Here is a 16,779-nt window from a genome sequence, read left to right as displayed (position 1 = left end):
GCAATCGCCCGACCGGGGCCTACCCCCCGGAAATACGAAATGACAGCGAAACTTTTCGACCTTGTGACGAAGTCGCGAAAAACATTATGACCTAGTCTTTCGCTACCGAACGTCTTTTTTGAACGTCTTTTTTGAACAAAGAGTTGGCACCATGAGATCGCAACCGAGAACTCGTCGATTTCTCCTGTTTACCGCGTTTTTACTGGTTTTATCCCCTAGTGAAACTGTGATTCTTGCCGATTCTCCCCAAACCGATGACGGCAGTGTTGCGAGTGAGCCGTTTGTGGTTTTTGTAGCTCAAGAGGAAGCGTACACACGCTGTGGACCGTCGAACGAGTTTTACCGAACGGACCCACTGCGCTACGGCCAAGAATTAGAAGTTTATGTCGAAACGGTTGACGGCTGGCTCGGCGTTCGGCCACCTGAGAACAGTTTTTGTTGGATTCCCGCCGATGATGTTGAATTGTCGTCCGATGGCGAGACGGCGGTCGTTATCGAGGACGGAACCGTTTCCTGGATCGGCACGCATCTGGGACGCGCCCGCCAATACCGCTGGCAAGTCCAATTGGCCAAGGGCGAACCGATCACGATCATTGGACGCAGCGAGCGTGAAGGCCCTGATGGCCCACGTTTGTGGTTCCGAACGGTCCCACCGTCAGGCGAATTTCGCTGGGTCCACAGCAACCAAGTTGTCCCGAATGCCGAGGCCCTGGTTGCCGCCGTTCGAGAACAGACAACCAATGAAATCGAGTTTTTGCCTGGCGAGAAAACGATCGCAAAACCGAACCGCCCCCGCATGGCCGATCGCGTGGCCGATACCGAACCCATCGACGACTTCGATAAGATCCGCACGGCTTCCAACAACCAAACAAAAGAGTCGTCCCGGCGGCGTGAACGCAATACCGAACTGGAACCAATCGCATACGATGATATTCCGAGACTAAAAAGTGCACCGCTGCCTGCCGGTCAAACGCACCCGAATTTGAACCAACCGATCGGTAGCGGCCTACGCCCCTCGGCTCCGGTAACTCACTCATCCAGTGCCCAGGAAACGACTCTTGCTCAACCGTCCCTCGCGTCGGCAGAATTCATTGGTCGCCCACGGATCAAGGATATTGATGAGGACGTTCGGCAAATGAGTGATTCACTGCTCGATTCCACTGTTGGCAATGCCTCGGCAGCACCGAGTGATTTGGCACAAGCCAACGACAGCAATTGGGTGATTGGTTCAAAACGAGATCGCGGCCAGTATCCCGTCGCACAAGTCAGTGGAATCGCGCCGGTTGCTCATCCGACACTGGCGGTTGCGAGGATCGAATCGGAAGTACAGAACCAGACAGTGGAGCAACTAAATCTGACATTTTCTCGAATGATGGCCGCCAGTGCCTCGTCGGCGGAATTGGCTCCGCTTGCCAATCGTGCTCGCCAACTCGTTTCTTCCCAAGGGGATCAAGTTGTCGCTGGCCGCGCACGATTGCTGGCCGATCGCATCGAACAGTATCGCAGCATCGCCGATCGCCGAGAGGGGTCTGGAGTGGTGCAAGCCGCTGCGACGGAGTATCAACCGCCCACAATACCGTCACCCGCTCAACCCCGTGAGATTCCAACGCCACCAAACTTGGCGGTCCAAACAGGATTCTTGGTTCAAGTGTACTCGGCACGCAAAGACAGCCCTCCTTTCGCATTGACAGACAACCAAGGACGGACCATCGCTTATGCCAGTCCCTCGCCAGGCGTCAATCTGAGGATGCATCTAAATAGCGAGATCCAAGTTCGCGGTGTGCAAACCTATCTACGAGGCCTCAACACGCCGCATCTAATCGTCTCGGAAGTCTCGCGAAACATACAGTAAGGTTGGAGCCCAGGCTTTTGCCGCTTCAGACAGCTTACCCTGGCTCCTGGCTCCTGGCTCCTGGCTCCTGGCTCCTGGCTCCTGGCTCCTGGCTCCTGGCTCCTGGCTCCTGGCTCCTGGCCCCTGGCTCCTGGCTCCTGGCTCCTGGCTCCTGGCTCCTGGCTCCTGGTTCCTGGTTCCTGGTTCCTGGTTCCTGGCTCCTGGTTCCTGGCTCCTGGTTCCTGGTTCCCGACTGGGACACGATGGTGGGAGGCTCCCCGCCTCCTGAGTACAGCGTGCGGGGGCAGGATCCCTCAAACATCCCGAGACAAGGTGGGAACCTTGTAACGAGTTGCTGCGCACCAGCTCAGCTTGACGTACGTCGTCTCCTAGCAAGTTTCTCCTGACGTTTGCCAAGACGCCATGCTACCAATCCCCAAATGGCGGCAACGGGAATTGCATAGTAGTTGAGAGCCGACAAGCTTACGCCTATCCCTTGCAGACCGCGGAAAACTTGGCCTGCAATCGCATCGCCACCGCGCAGGACGACCGTGTCGATAAAGTTCTTTGATTTGTATTTCTGTTCCTTGCTAACGACCGTAAACAGGACCTCACGCGCTGGCACGGTAATTCCATAACCACAACCTCGCGAGACGACCACGAGCACCACCAAAACGCCCAGTGATGGATCGCGTGCAAGCAGTAGGAATCCGACGATGTAGACAATCGGTAGCAAAACCAAGGCAAACTGGGTCCCAAGTTTGCGTAGGACGATGCCCGCTACCACGGTCTGCATTACCAACGTGAAGAGTTGCGATCCTAAATCGAGTGAGGCAAATAGCTGGATTCGATCTGCGGTCGAATCGATCGAGCCTTCCACGATGTGAGCTTGTTGGAAATAGAGTTGCGTTCCCAATAGCTGAACGAAAAGCAAGAACAAGCAGATCATGGCTAGGTAGGATGATTTACCGACTTCCGCAATGCCGCTCAGTATGCCACCTCTTGTTCCACTCGGTTTACCGGGCAACGGATCTTCCCATTGAATCGGGTTCGCAGCGGCTAACCTTGGCGCATTTTTTTCCAATCTCCACGCGCAGGCGAGTCCAATCTCTATTAGAACAGCAGAAACGAGTAGAAGCGAACGGGTCTCTAGATAGGGCGCTGCAAACGTTGTCAGTAGCGATCCGGTAATCGCTCCACTGGTCCCTCCAGCGGCAATCAATCCGAACAAGCGTTTGCCTTGTTGGCTCGCGAACAGATCGGCTAGGACACTCCAAAAGACACTGGTGGCGAACAACGCAAAAACGTTGATCCAAATAAAGACGACTCGAGCCGTCCAAATGATCAGCCAATCGGATTCAAATTGCATCATCCCCCAAAACATCAGCAGACAGATGGCAAAGAAGTGATAGACGGTGCGCACAAGCCACCGGCGCGGCAAACGACTAACCAATGCCGAATAGATTGGTACAGCGACTAACATCGCCAAGAACGTCATCAAGAATAGATGCGGAAGTTGCTTCGTGCCACCTTCAATTCCCATCGCATCGCGAATCGGACGAAGCATAAAGTAGCTCAAGAGAATACAGAAGAACCATGCGAACGCCCACGCCACCGACGCTCGCTCATTCGCCGAGATATCAATGGCCCAACGCGATAGGAACCTGGGATTTGTGGGCGGGGTTTTTGTCATGTGTTGGTTGGTCGTAAAATCGTTTTCGTTCAGGAGGATCACGTTAAGCGAGTGCTTTGTCACAACGAAGATGGAAACACTTGCTAAGGCAATTGATCCTATACGAAGTGTGGGTCGTTGGGCACGCGGGTACACGAATGGGACACGAATGATCGACACTTTCCGCTCAGCGAGCAGAGCGACCTAGCGACGGCGTCTTGAGTGAAAACATGATAAGATGTGAAAAACTCAAAGGACGGCGAATTCGAACATGCCCCCCGAAAACTTCTTGCTCCCGGAAAACCATGTACCACGTGAAGCATGGATGCTGCGCATCACGGACCCGCCGGCAAACGATCGTATTTCCGTAAAGAGCTTTATTTTTGGCGTTGGCGGTTTGGCGAGTGGGCTGTTTTTGATGGCCTTCATCCTACCGTTGGTTGGTTCATTTTTGCTTTCTGACTGGGACTTTGATGACCAACTGGGTAGTCGTCTGCTGGTCAATCAATTCGTCGCGGGGCCGCTATTGGCAATGTTTGCTCTTTGTACGGTAGCGCCGGTTTTGTGGCATGGTTCCGTGATGATTCGTTTTGCGGCTGCCATCGCCGCCATCGCGATCCCTTGCCTGATCCTGATTGAATTCTACGATCAAACCAGTTACCAGGTGTTATCCGATGCGTTGCTGGCCGGTGCCGGGATCTTTTTCTTTGCATGCGCTGCCGTGGCGATTTTCTATCAATGGTGGACACCATGGTCGCTATCTCCTTTTTGCAGCCATCTGGATCCGATTCGACCGATGGGGATTCGCGCGATAATCGAACTGACGTTTGTCGTTGCCATCGGGTGTGTGATCGTCGGAACGAATAGGTCTGAAGAGATCGCAACGATTTTCTTGATCAGCTCCGTCGCTGGGGTGATGCTCGGTGCCATTGCGATTATGACGTCGCATGTTTTGCTCCAGCGTCGCCGCGTCAAAAGATCGTACATCGCTGCCTTGGTCACGCTATCTTTTATTGTCACATTTCTAGGCAATGCGTTGATGGCGTTTTCGGATTCCAATTCAAACCGGTTCACCCGCCCCTCGTTTGAAGAAAAATCGATGGCCGCGTTTTCCTACGCAGTGCTTGGTTGCGTTTTGCTGCTCTTCACTTTATGGTTTGGTACGAAATGGCTGAAGGCATGCGGATGGCAATTCATTTGCCGTAGAGAATTAGCGATCGACGAGTATCCGGTCGGTGCCTATTGTCTAACACCTGAGGAACGGCGCAAGAGAGAAGCGAGTCACTATTTGGCGGATTCGAGCCCATTGCGGGACTCGAAATCGTTTCCTGCAAATCTTGAAACCCCCATTTCGGCATGGGTGCTGCACCTCTTCGATTTGCCGAAGCACGCGTTGGTTTCAAGAACCAGTTTTATGTCGGGGCTTTTGGGGATCGCGTTCGCTCTGTTTTTCGTCGGTGGCATGCTGCCGATTTTGATGGAAATTGTCGAAAGCATATATGGCACTCGTCTGACTTACGTCGTGCAAATGCTCGTCGCTCAGAGTCTTGGTTTGCCAGTGTTCATCTTGCTTTGTTTAGCGACAACAGCCGCGATGTTTTGGTATGGTTCGTTGACAATGCGATTCGGTATGGCTTTGCTGATGGTTGTGCCTGGTTTTTTGACGTTCTTATTCTCCATGTCATTGTTTCAAAATGTGTCCGACATACCATCTACGATGTCTTCGGTGCTGCTTGCACAACTGCTCGCCGGAGCCACTGTCGCCATTTTGATCCAGTTTTGGACTCCGTGGACCTTAACCCATCTTCGTGATGCCGATTCACCTTTGCCGTCAACGGGAATTCAATCGATGATTGAGCTGACGGCAATCGCTGCAGTAAGTTTCACTCTATTCAAGTTGATTGATGTGATCGATTTGTATGAAGGACTGATTTTTTTTGCAGTCGTCGGTGTTTTGGGGACATCCGCTTGTACGCGAGCGATGATTGTTTTTCTTAGCAAAGAAAAGTGCGATCGACGGGCAATCGTATTGGCAATGCTTGTGGCCTATTTTCTGGCATTTGCGTTCAACGGATTTTTTGCGGTTGCGGAATTTGGATGGGATAGCATTAGGAATAATGTTATTCAAATCGCTCTTTTGGCACTCTACGGAGCCGCGATATTGTTCGGTACCGTTTGGGTCACTTTGGCCTGGCTCTCCGGTTGCGGTTGGCAATGCGTGAACCGGCGAAAGAGTGGGGTGTAGACACGGGACGCATGCGTTTGCTCAAGCCCCTCCATCAACAATCCGCCAAGCAACAAGCCTAGCCGACTAGATCTCCGTGATCGCAGCATAGACCCTTTTGCGAGTTCGTCCGATCCATAGAGTCACCGGAATTTCACCACAATCGCGGAGCTGACGAGACCATGTGGCGGGATCATGATCGGTACCGCGAACCTTCACCCGTTGCACTGAATAATTGCGACTCCGTAGCTCGCGACGCAGTTTCCGATTGTCGCAACTGCCGCTGTAGGCAACTTGCCCTACGATTGCCATCGGGATGTCTTTTGCGGATGCACCCAAGCCATCGCCCGTCAAGAATCCAGCTGGCCCTCCAAGTGTTTGAAGTTGATACTGCTGAGCGAAGGCCTCCGTTAAACCGGCCGCGCGAATCGCGGCATCGGGATCGACCATGATTTGCCCCGGTGCCGATGCGGGTTCGGTTTTCAACGACGGTCCACTCGGCGGTTGATCCGAACCGATTGAGAACGATTGAGCATTTCCTTCGAAGTCGACCGCAACAGCGGAAACACGATTGGCAAGCTGTCCTGCACGTTCCATGGCATTGCCGAGCAAAACCGTTTGTTCGCGAACGCTTCCGCTAAGGGAAATCCAGGACCGGTGGCTGACGTTGACTATCGATTCGGGTAACGCCGCCGCTGGGGCCATTTTGATGAGAGCGGCATCGGTGTTTTCCAATAATCGCATCGTCTGATCGAGCGTCGGCTTGTAATCCTCCGGACGAATGCTGCGGCCGTTCACCGATCGATTCTTTGACCTGTCCATCGCTCTTCGATCGGGGTCGATGTGAACCGAGACTCGATTCGGTAATGTCATCTGCGTCACATCCGCACCAACGACACTTGCGGTTGCCGTTGCTTGCATCTGAGAAAAAGTCCAATCGAGATTGGCTTGTGCAAATCGGATCAGGACAGGATCGACGTCGACAGCGACGATATTGGTTTGAGCATTTTCTGGTCGATCGAGCGTCTGTCGAGCGAAGCCGATTGAGTCGCCACCGACCCCACAGCAAAGGTCGTAAATCGTTCCGTTGCCGAGCCAAGTCGCCTTTAGTTTGGCCACCTGCCATGGAGTCGCTTGCTGAAGCGATTTTTCGGTGACCCACCAAATGCCGTCGCCGAATTTGCGTCTCGCTTTGATTTGCAGGTTAGCGGCCGCCAAACACTCATCAGCCAACTGGGTTCCGAATTGCTTTCGTATTCGTTCTACCAATTTTGGGCTTGGCGGCATCGATTCGATTAGTTCAGCAATCGTTTGCTGTGTCGGTTTCATCGTATCTCGATATTCAGGCGGCACGTCGTGCGAGTTGCTTGAGGACTCGCGGTGGGGGTTCGCGCCAACGACGATGCAGCCACCAATATTGTTCGATTGCTTTATCGATTGCGATCGCTAGGTTGTCATTGTACCACTGGGTCAGTGTCGTCACCGATGCACAGACGCCAAGCTCATCATCGAGTGGATCGGCGACCGCAACACAGCCCGCTTCGAACTTCATCGGTTTTCCAGCGACGCGAATCGTATAGCTGACCATCATCGGAGCACCTGAGGTGAGGGTAAACAGCGCGAGTGCTTTATGGCTCGATGCGGGGACGCCAAGAAAATGGACCCAACATCCTTTGGGTCCAGCGTGTTGGTCGGCCAACAGTGAGAGCGCTCCTCCGTTTTGAAGATGGCGATCGATCAGGGGTGCACAGCCCTCCTTATCGACCATCTTTTGTCCTTTTGCTTCTCGAAACCTCTCCACCCAACGATGCAAAAAGACATTGTCTAGTTTTCGAGCGATGGTCGTTGTGCTGAAGCCCATTAGTCCAAGCACGTATCCACCAAGTTCAAAGTTTCCGAAGTGGCCGGTAACATGAACCGTGGGGCGATCGCTTAGTAGATAGCCGAGGATTTGTCGATTGTCACGGAACGACATGTAGTCGCTCCAATTGGTGAGATGCAACCGCCGCTGGGCCCAAGCGATTTCACAGACCATCAAAAGCAGATGCCGCCACATTTCGAGCGACAAATTTTCTCGTGACGTTTCCGTCGCGTTTGGAAAAACCCGCCCCAGATTCTTGTCCGTTGCCGAACGGCGGATTTTCAGTGGTCCCGCAGCAGCCCAAGCGATACCATCTGCCATCGATTTGCCCATGTCGAGCGGCAACGTTTGGATGACGGAAACGAGCAGACGTACGATCACGTAGGCAAAAAAATCGATACCTAGAGCAAAATAGCGTTTGCTGGTGTTTTTTATTGCATCCATGTTCCAAAATCCAGTTTTCACTAGGCCGCAGAGGCGAGTGCTTTGTCACGCCGAAGAATCTTTCGTGGCGGTGGCTTCCAGCCGCAGTTTACTCGGGCAAGATGCCCAGCCACGATTCTGCCAAGCCTAAAATCAAGCGGTGACGAAGCACAAGGCATTTTTCGTTTAACCAACGGACGCGGTTAGGAACGCGGCTAATCGAGGGTGTCATTCACCTAATCCTACCAAAACGACCCCTCCCAATAGAAGTCCGATGTTTTCGTGGGCTGTTGCCGCGGGTGCGGGCTTGTCGGCTGGCCGTCCAATTGCGACGATAGGGCTTAACGTCGGAAACCAATCGGTGTTTTCGGTTCTGCATTCTCATTCGATCTCCCTTCTGTGCTTATGTCTGACAAATCAATGCAATCCTACGACGAACCGTGTGCCGTTATTCTGGCGGCCGGTAAAGGCACGCGGATGAAGAGCGATTTGCCGAAGGTTTTATGCCCCGTCGTCGGCCGAGCGATGATCCACTTTGTTCTCGATTCACTTGAAAAAGCGGGAATCAAACGCCAAATCGTCGTTGTTGGCTACGAGGCGGAAGCGGTCAAGCAGGAGTTAGCCAATCGCGAGGGCCAGATCGAATTTGTCATGCAAAATGAACAACTCGGCACCGGACACGCCGTCCAAATGTGCCGAGATGCCCTGCAGCTGCAAACAGGCCCGACGATGGTGGTTGCCGGAGATTCGCCACTGATTCAACCCACCAGCGTTAAAAAGGTGGTCGATCGCTTCAACGACACCAAGCCCGCTCTGTTACTGGCAACACTTGAAAAAGAGGACCCGACCGGGTTGGGGCGAATCGTTCGAGACGAATCGGGCCAGTTTCTGGAGATCGTCGAAGAGAAGGACGCCACAGAGGACCAACGCAAGATCCGCGAAGTGAACATGAGCACCTATCTGTTCAATACGCCCGACCTACTCGATGCGTTGTCCAACTTGCGTAACCAGAACAGTCAAAAAGAATACTATCTGACCGATTGCCCACGCTGGCTGCGGGAAGCGGGACGAGCGGTGGAGGCGATTGTTGCTTTGCAACCCTGTGAATCGCTTTCGATCAACAATCCCGAAGAACTACAATTAGTCGACCAAAAGATGCGATCGATGGGGTACACCTAAACCGATATGCGTGAACTAAAAATCTTTAGCGGGCGAGCCAATCAAGATCTGACCGATAAAATGTGTCAGCATCTGCATTTGGAACGAGCAAAAATTACGCTCGGCAAGTTTCCCGATGGCGAAAATTTCTGCAAGTTGGATGAGGACGTTCGCGGACGCGATGTCTTTTTGGTCCAACCAACCTGTCCGCCTGTGAACGACAACCTATTAGAGTTGTTAATCATGATTGACTGCTGCAAGCGTGCCAGTGCAGAACGAATCACGGCGGTCATTCCCTACTTTGGCTACGCTAGGCAAGATCGCAAGGATGAAGGGCGTGTGCCGATTACCGCTAAATTGGCGGCAAATATTATCACCCGAGCTGGCGCCGATCGCGTTCTGACAATGGATCTGCATGCTGCCCAAATCCAAGGCTTCTTTGACGTTCCGGTCGACCACCTCTATGCCGCTCCCGTCCTCAACGACCATTTTCTAGCGAAAGGGTATGCGGATGACGAAATCGTCGTCGTCAGTCCGGATGAGGGAAGTATCAAACGAGCCGTTGGCCATGGAAAACGACTTGGTGGTTCTTTGGCAATTGTCGACAAACGCCGAACCAGCGCTACCGAAGTGCGGCAAAGCACGATCATCGGCGGTCCCGTCGATGGAAAAGTGGCTCTCATGTTTGACGATATGATCAGTACCGCTGGATCGATTTGCGGTGCAGCTCGCTTGGTCCACCAAGCGGGAGCACGAGAAATCCACATCGCTTGCACACATGGAATTTTGTGCGGCCCGGCGATTGAACGAATTCGCGAAGCTCCGATCGACTCCATTGTTTTCACCGATTCAATCCCGGTCCCACCTGAAAAACAATTGCCCAATATGGTGCAACTCAGCGTCGCTCCGCTGTTGGCTGAGGCGATTAAGCGAATTCACCACGACCAATCGATTAGCGAACTGTTTCGAGAACGCTAATCGTACTAATCGTACTAATCGTAGGCGAGTCTCTCCGAGACTCGTAATCTCGTGCTTTGTATCTCGTGCTTTGTCAACATGAATCGTTTGGGTGGATCGGTTGGGATGCCCGGCAAGGCATCCCATTCGGTAGCCCAGCTACTCGGCTTGTTGGCGGGTACAACGTCACACAGTCGACCGCATGTTTCCAACGATAATCCGTTCTCGGCTAGCCATTTCAAAACAATGAAATAGCGACACCCTTGCAAGACGGCTAAGCCGACGAAATCATTGCTGCAAGAAAATTAACGCTTCATGACGCATCGAAAAACAACCCCGAGCGTTTCGTGGACGGCATACCGAAGCCCAAAAATATTCCAATATCAGCTTGAATCAACGCACCCAACGAGAGCGTGAAAAAAAAGCTCCACCGAAGAATCTGTGGGGTGATTCATCAATCCCAAGTACAGAATGATAGATTTTTCAGGCATCGCAGGGCAAAAAGAATGTTTTAGGTGCATCGGCAATCTGAAGTTCCAATACAAACCTCGGCAAAATAAGCCGTTTTATCGAGGCCAAGCGAGACGTGCTTCCCGCCCGGACATGCCGGAATGGCGTGGACTGAAGGAATTCTGAAACGTGTAACATCCTTCCGTCGAGCTTGTCTCGGCGGAGGAAACAAGTGGCGGCTACAAACCGCACGGCCGAAAGAGAAACGAACACAACACTTTGAACACCCGAGACATGCCAAATAAAATCTCGAGGGTTCGGGGGCTGGCCTCTGACCAGCCTATACTTTTACCCTAATCGTGATTTTAAGCTGTCTCACAGTCATTGACACATTCCGCAGAACTGCGGCTGGAAGCCCCAGCCACGTTACACCGCACCCTAAAGCTAAATCTGGACGAAGCACGATGGGGATACCTTTGGAGTTCTTCGTATTGGCGGTTGTGGTTTTTGGACACTCAGCGTCTCGGAGAGACGCTGCTACTAGGGTCAGCGCCTCGGAGAGACGCTGCTACTGGGTTAGCGTCTCGGAGAGACGCTGCTACTGGGTTTAGCGTCTCGGAGAGACGCTGCTACTGGGTTAGCGCCTCGGAGAGACGCTGCTACTGGGGTTAGCGTCTCGGAGAGACGCTGCTACTGGGTTGGTTGTGGATGATTTTTGATGACGTTTTGGTATCGCTCGATCACTTCCATGGGTAGTTCGTAGTCTTCTAGGTTTCCCGAGAGATACTTTTCGTAGCCGAGTAGGTCCATCATCCCGTGCCCACTTAAATTGAAGACGATCACCTTTTCTTTGCCCTCTTCCTTCGCCAGCTTTGCTTCGCGAATCGTCGCAGCGATTGCATGGTTGGTTTCAGGTGCTGGAATGATCCCTTCGGTTCTAGCAAACAAGATGCCTGATTCGAAGCATTCTTTTTGGTGCAAAGCGACCGCATCGATAAAACCAGCCTGCACGGCGGCACTCACAAGGGGCGCCATGCCGTGATAACGCAAACCCCCCGAGTGAATTGGCGCGGGAATGAACGTATGGCCGAGGCTGTGCATCGGCATTAGCGGTGTCATTTTCGCCACGTCACCATGATCGTATGTGAACGGAGCTTTGGTAAGGGTCGGGCATGACGTTGGCTCGGCCGCAACGACTTTGATTTTGTCGCCGTTGATGACATCGTGAATAAAAGGGAAAGCCAACCCAGCAAAATTGCTGCCACCGCCGGCACAACCGATAACCACATCCGGTTGCCGCTCGCCAAACTTCTTTAGTTGTTCCTTGGTTTCCAAACCGATTATGGATTGGTGCAACATGACGTGGTTTAGCACGCTGCCGAGAGCGTATCGGGTTTCGCCTTTCGGGTCCGTGACCGCTTGTTCGATCGCTTCGGAGATGGCGATGCCGAGAGATCCAGGTGTGTCGGGGAACTCTTGTAAGATTTGACGCCCCGCGTTTGTCTCGGGACTCGGACTTGGAACACAGGTTCCTCCCCATGTTTGCATCATCATCTTGCGAAATGGTTTCTGGTCGAAACTGACTCGGACCATGAACACTTTGCATTCCAAACCCAAAAGGGAACAGGCAAACGACAAAGCACTCCCCCATTGCCCAGCTCCCGTTTCCGTGGTGATCCGCTTGATACCGAATTGCTTGTTGTACCAAGCTTGAGCGACGGCGGTATTCGGCTTATGACTGCCGGCAGGCGAAACACTTTCGTTCTTGTAGTAGATCTTTGCTGGTGTATCGATTGCAGCTTCAAGTGCCGTTGCCCGGACGAGCGGCGTTGGCCGCCATCGGGCCAGCATTCCCATAATCTCGTCAGGGATATCGATCCAGCGTTCGGTGCTCATTTCCTGGTCGATGATATTCATCGGAAAGACCGGAGCAAGCATCTCGGGTGTAATCGGTTGAGAATCCGGCCCCAGATGAGGCTGCATCGGAACATCCGCGGCCAAGTTGTACCATTGGCGGGGCATTTCAGCGTCGGAGAGAAAGACCTTCTTTGAAGCGTTCATGAGTTAATCTACTTCTGGTGATTGACTTTTTGGCGAGAGAGGGGGGAGGGAGGTTTGTTGGGGGCAGCAAACTCAAAGTATGATTCTTGCGAAGAAATCGACTCCGCACAAGACACAGAAGTTTTTGTCCCGTTCGCCAACACCGCGAAGCTTTTTCCTGGCCAAACCGCGTGCCCATTTGGCTGCGCACTGAGCCCCCTCCAACCGAGCGGGACGATACCCACGTGGTTAAACAAAAAACAATCGCCATTGAGACTCCCCGCGATGGGGGAGGCTAGAAGTCGGAGTCGATGACTTCCTTCGACGCACGCGTCCCAAGAGCTCCCCACAAACCGTAGGGACTTATCGATCCTGGAGCACTCTCGCCAGTGCCCGACAACCAGACGTTGCCATGATGGACGTCCCCGGCCTCGATCGAGTCGGTAAGAAACTTGACAGCACCGTCGCCCATCACGACATGAGCCCCCCCTTGGTGGCGACTGCTGACCGTTACGGATCCGGTGCTGCTAGGCGATGCACCATCAAAACACAATTCTCGATTGGGTGGGAGTATTGTGGTGATGGCGTTGAACGCAGTTCCACTTGCTGCCCAGCGGAAACCACGGCCTTCATCGCTGGCGGCCAAGTTAGGCGGCGTCCCGGTGATCCAAAATTGAGGACGTGTTGGATCGACGAAACCTTCATGCTGACACAAATCAGGCTCCTCCATGACCGACTCACCACCCGCCGCATTGTTCAACGCTGGCATCGTGCGAATGTCTCGATCCCCCAAGTCGGTCGCAATCTCGCCCAGGATGATTGTACTGGAAAGCCCATCGAGTATGTCACGAAAACGCGTTCGATCATGTGAGATAAACGCACCGCGACATGCCGCTCGTGCTTGCTGAGCATGCGTGGCTAAATTGGCGAGCGTCAGGGTTGTATCCTGAACGATCCCCAACGGCCCTTGGTCCATGTAGTGAATCGAATCGCCTAAACAAGCTGCATAGTTCGTTCGTCCCATCGCTGGTAAACCACTCCCCGGATCACTAGGGCAACGCAACGTCGGCAAATCAGTCACCCAGGGACCATAACCGGTTTCATCCGTTTCAGGACCCATCGTAGGCCATGGGTTGGGAGTTCCTGTGGCATTGTTCATCGGGTTGCTGATCTGTTCCCACAACGCCTGTTGTTCGAAAAACGGTGTCAGGCCAACCCAGATCGAAAGGTCCATGCGGTTGGTCAAGTTGCTGCCGATCGGCGTTCCATCTACCCAAGTTCCCCCGCCATGCATTGGCAATTGATTGTAAGCGGAATGGTAGTTGTGAACCGATAGACCAAGTTGTTTCAGGTTGTTGCTACAACTCATTCGTCGGGCCGCTTCTCGGGCGGCTTGCACGGCCGGTAAGAGGAGGCCGACCAGTACACCAATGATCGCAATCACGACCAACAACTCGACCAAGGTAAAACCCAATTTCGTAGCGCGCACGCGCACATTCGTACTCTTTTGCATCATAATTCTCTTCATAGAAAGGACAATAAGACTAAATCATTCCGACAATTCAACTCAAAGAATGATCGGTGGTCCTCGTGAAGAAATGCTGCCGAGCAATCGCCCAACGTGAACGTTCTGACTTGCTATTGAGATGCGTTCGCCCGATAACGAGCATCGAGCCGTATTGGCTCCAAATGCGGCAGGCTCACTCGAGAGAGTTCTTGCTGAGCAAAGAGCGCAAAGCCCTATGCAACAATCATTGTATGTCGCCGCTTCCAATTGAGTCGGTGGGGGCTGCTCGGTGTCGACCGGGGCAGGCGTAAGGGAATCGGTGGATTCACCACAACCTAAGTCGCCACCACAACCTGCCAAGCCGGACGAGCAACGGTCTGCACGATGTGTCTCGCATGCCTCGGGTGTCTCGCATGTCTCGGGCGCCTCGGATGCCTCGGTTGCCGTACGCGGCGAATGACCACAATGACCGCCATGCTGATGCAGCACTGGAACAGCGCCAATCCCAGCAACGTTCGCAGGATGCCCATGATAATGAGCGGCTGGTAATAACCACCCCCCCAAAATGTAGGCGATCAGGGCGATAGGAGCGATTCGGTTGGTCAAAATCGGTCGACGGTTTTAGAGAATGGGAGACGGACGGCAACAAGATAGGTGCTTTAAGACTACGCGAGTTTGGCAAATGAAAAAAGCCAAACTAAATGATTTTCTTAAAAAAATCAGGCACTTCTCGCCGATCGCCATCGATTTCGCCCGCTCGGCACATTCGCCCGCTCGGCACAAAGGTATTTAACCATCCTTGAGACGGTAACAGATCAATTTATCTTGTTCTCTCAAGTACAGCTTTCCGTTGGCAATAACCGGGTGGGCCCAACTTTTGCCCTCTTGGAACGGTGGCTTGAAAAAACTGAGCACTTTGAAAGTGCTCGGGTCTGCCTTCGTCAGCATAATGGTGCCATCTTCTCGGCGATAGATGATATGTCCGTCAGCATAGATAAGGCTGGTTTCCCCCTTCCCCTCCGTCCGTTCTGGCCCCCACTTGATTTCACCCGTCGCCATCTCGACACAGATTGGCAACCCGTTTCCATTTCCGTGGCCGCAGTAAAGGTATCCATCGACTAACGTAATGCCGCCATGTTTGTTTTGCAGCGTACGTCCCTTGAGCCAATAGATTTCTTCGGCGTTCACGCCACCATTTCCGTCCGCTGAAAGCTTCAAAAGTGCCGATCCGGTGTTGTATCCCGTACTGGTGAATACGAAATCGCCATCAATGATTGCGGTTGGAATGTTTGCGACCGTATTGGCGACACGGTTGTATTGCCAAAGCATTTTTCCGTCCTCGGCACGGATGCCGATCAGCCCTCTTCCGACCAATTGGACATACTGCTTCACGCCCCCACCATTCGACAATATCGGCGACGAGTAACCTGCCCCTTCCTTCAATGCCTCCCTATCGTTTTCCGGTGTCGGTTCAGGGACGATGCAAGCCCAAATCTGTTTCCCCGACATCTTGTCGAGCGCGACAACCATGCCGTCGACGCCGCCAGGAGTGCAAATCACTTTGTCCCCATCAACAAGCGGCGATTCGCTAAACCCCCAGCTGCTCATCATTTTTCCATTCCAGTCACTGAAATCGCGAGCCCATACTAGATTTCCGTCACTTGCGTTTAGGCAAGCGATTCGACCATCACTGGAGACCGCGTAGAGGCGATTTCCGTCGACCGTCGGAGTCGTTCGGCTGCCGTCATAGCCATGCTTGGGCTTTTTGTCGGTGATCGGTGTCTTCCAAACCAGGCTACCGTCGGCAACATCGATGGCAATGATCGCTTGGCTATCCTCAAAATCACCCGACGTGTAAATCCGATCGCCAACCACAGAAACATTTGCATAGCCACTGCCGAGCCCCTCAGCCATCCACTCCAACGGCGGACCGTCGGCATCCCAATTTTCAAACAAACCGGTTTCACTCGATCGATTTGCTCGATCTTCCCCACGCCATTGACTCCAGTTTTCGGCATGGAGTGATGGCGTCAGCAGGATGAGCGAAAATAAACTATTGGCGACGCAAAGAATTAGACGGTTCACGGTTTTTGGAATCCTAGTCTTGCATGGAGGGGAGGGAGGGGGATCGAGAAACGGCGAGGATTAACAATCAAAATTGTAGTCAATGTTTCCATGGCATGCCAAGTCGTTCGGTTGTGGTTCTTGCGAAACCGCCTCCGCGTCAGGATCTTAAACAAGATCCACGAACCTAAAACGAGATCTTGACGCACCACTCGGTTATTTGGGCAAATCTATTTGGGCAAATCGCTAAAAAGTGTTCCAAGCGATCCATCCAATTGGCCACGCGTTAACACGACCGGGACGCCAGCTTCGCGAGCTGCTTTTATTCGGTCCATTTGGACGTGAGGCGCGTAGGCGATCAGTCTTGCTCCTCCGCACCGGTTGACAACCTCCGAGACGATTGTAGGAATCAATTTGCTACGGGTTGCCAGGTCGACAATCACGAATTTTACCGAAGAAAGATCTCCCTCGGGTAAAGAAGCCCCAAACCGGAATTGGTAACCGGACTGTTCGGCCGCGCCGCGAACCCGCGACGCAAACATTAAGTCGCCTGACAAAAAAACAACGCTAGGTGAATTGGCTTCGGTCATGT

At 53.0% G+C, this 16,779-nt stretch carries 12 protein-coding genes and 1 pseudogene; 5 read left to right on the top strand and 8 right to left on the bottom strand.

The window, feature by feature from the left end; translation table 11 throughout:
• Window positions 1-151: 151 nt before the first annotated feature.
• Window positions 152-1,852 (top strand): hypothetical protein, encoded by a 1,701-nt coding sequence (locus tag Q31b_RS25330; protein WP_146602465.1) that lies wholly within the window; start codon window positions 152-154, stop codon window positions 1,850-1,852.
• 346 nt (window positions 1,853-2,198) lie between these two features.
• On the opposite strand, the gene Q31b_RS25320 is transcribed toward Q31b_RS25330, so the two are convergent.
• The gene (locus Q31b_RS25320) at window positions 2,199-3,524 is read right to left on the bottom strand and encodes an NTP/NDP exchange transporter (protein WP_146602464.1); all 1,326 of its coding nucleotides are present in this window, start codon (window positions 3,522-3,524) and stop codon (window positions 2,199-2,201) included.
• A 250-nt stretch (window positions 3,525-3,774) separates the two neighbouring features.
• On the opposite strand from Q31b_RS25320, the gene Q31b_RS25315 reads away from it, so the two are divergent.
• On the top strand, window positions 3,775-5,748 hold the full coding sequence (locus Q31b_RS25315) for a hypothetical protein (RefSeq protein WP_146602463.1): 1,974 nt from the start codon (window positions 3,775-3,777) through the stop codon (window positions 5,746-5,748).
• A gap of 66 nt (window positions 5,749-5,814) precedes the next feature.
• Here Q31b_RS25315 and Q31b_RS25310 read toward each other — a convergent pair whose 3' ends face one another.
• Both Q31b_RS25310 and Q31b_RS25305 read right to left on the bottom strand, forming a co-directional pair.
• Window positions 5,815-7,056: a class I SAM-dependent methyltransferase gene (locus tag Q31b_RS25310; RefSeq protein ID WP_146602462.1), complete on the bottom strand. Its 1,242-nt coding sequence runs from the start codon at window positions 7,054-7,056 to the stop codon at window positions 5,815-5,817.
• A 13-nt stretch (window positions 7,057-7,069) separates the two neighbouring features.
• Window positions 7,070-8,032 (bottom strand): lysophospholipid acyltransferase family protein, encoded by a 963-nt coding sequence (locus Q31b_RS25305; protein WP_146602461.1) that lies wholly within the window; start codon window positions 8,030-8,032, stop codon window positions 7,070-7,072.
• Between the two features lie 384 nt (window positions 8,033-8,416).
• On the opposite strand from Q31b_RS25305, the gene Q31b_RS25300 reads away from it, so the two are divergent.
• The 3 genes and pseudogenes from Q31b_RS25300 to Q31b_RS25290 form a co-directional block, all read left to right on the top strand.
• Entirely contained in the window at window positions 8,417-9,190 is a 774-nt protein-coding gene (locus Q31b_RS25300) for a sugar phosphate nucleotidyltransferase (RefSeq protein ID WP_231617840.1), read from the top strand.
• Between the two features lie 6 nt (window positions 9,191-9,196).
• Window positions 9,197-10,147: a ribose-phosphate diphosphokinase gene (locus Q31b_RS25295; RefSeq protein ID WP_146602460.1), complete on the top strand. Its 951-nt coding sequence runs from the start codon at window positions 9,197-9,199 to the stop codon at window positions 10,145-10,147.
• Between the two features lie 120 nt (window positions 10,148-10,267).
• Window positions 10,268-10,378, top strand: a pseudogene (locus Q31b_RS25290) (IS3-like element IS1141 family transposase); the annotation flags it as partial.
• 888 nt (window positions 10,379-11,266) lie between these two features.
• On the opposite strand, the gene Q31b_RS25285 reads toward Q31b_RS25290, so the two are convergent.
• The 5 genes from Q31b_RS25285 to Q31b_RS25265 form a co-directional block, all read right to left on the bottom strand.
• Window positions 11,267-12,637, bottom strand: a complete 1,371-nt coding sequence (locus Q31b_RS25285; protein ID WP_146602459.1) for a TrpB-like pyridoxal phosphate-dependent enzyme — start codon at window positions 12,635-12,637, stop codon at window positions 11,267-11,269.
• 274 nt (window positions 12,638-12,911) lie between these two features.
• Window positions 12,912-14,129 (bottom strand): DUF1559 domain-containing protein, encoded by a 1,218-nt coding sequence (locus tag Q31b_RS25280; RefSeq protein ID WP_146602549.1) that lies wholly within the window; start codon window positions 14,127-14,129, stop codon window positions 12,912-12,914.
• Between the two features lie 54 nt (window positions 14,130-14,183).
• A complete protein-coding gene (locus Q31b_RS25275) occupies window positions 14,184-14,729 on the bottom strand; it encodes a hypothetical protein (protein WP_146602458.1) in 546 nt (181 codons plus the stop codon).
• Window positions 14,730-14,912: 183 nt separating this feature from the next.
• Complete coding sequence (locus tag Q31b_RS25270; RefSeq protein WP_146602457.1) at window positions 14,913-16,208, bottom strand: PQQ-binding-like beta-propeller repeat protein; 1,296 nt, start codon at window positions 16,206-16,208, stop codon at window positions 14,913-14,915.
• 209 nt (window positions 16,209-16,417) lie between these two features.
• Entirely contained in the window at window positions 16,418-16,777 is a 360-nt protein-coding gene (locus tag Q31b_RS25265) for a histidine kinase (protein WP_146602456.1), read from the bottom strand.
• Between the last annotated feature and the right edge of the window lie 2 nt (window positions 16,778-16,779).

The sequence above is a fragment of the Novipirellula aureliae genome (genome assembly GCF_007860185.1).
In the GTDB taxonomy this organism is placed as follows: Bacteria; Planctomycetota; Planctomycetia; order Pirellulales; family Pirellulaceae; genus Novipirellula_A; species Novipirellula_A aureliae.
This window is presented reverse-complemented; position numbering and strand designations above follow the sequence as displayed.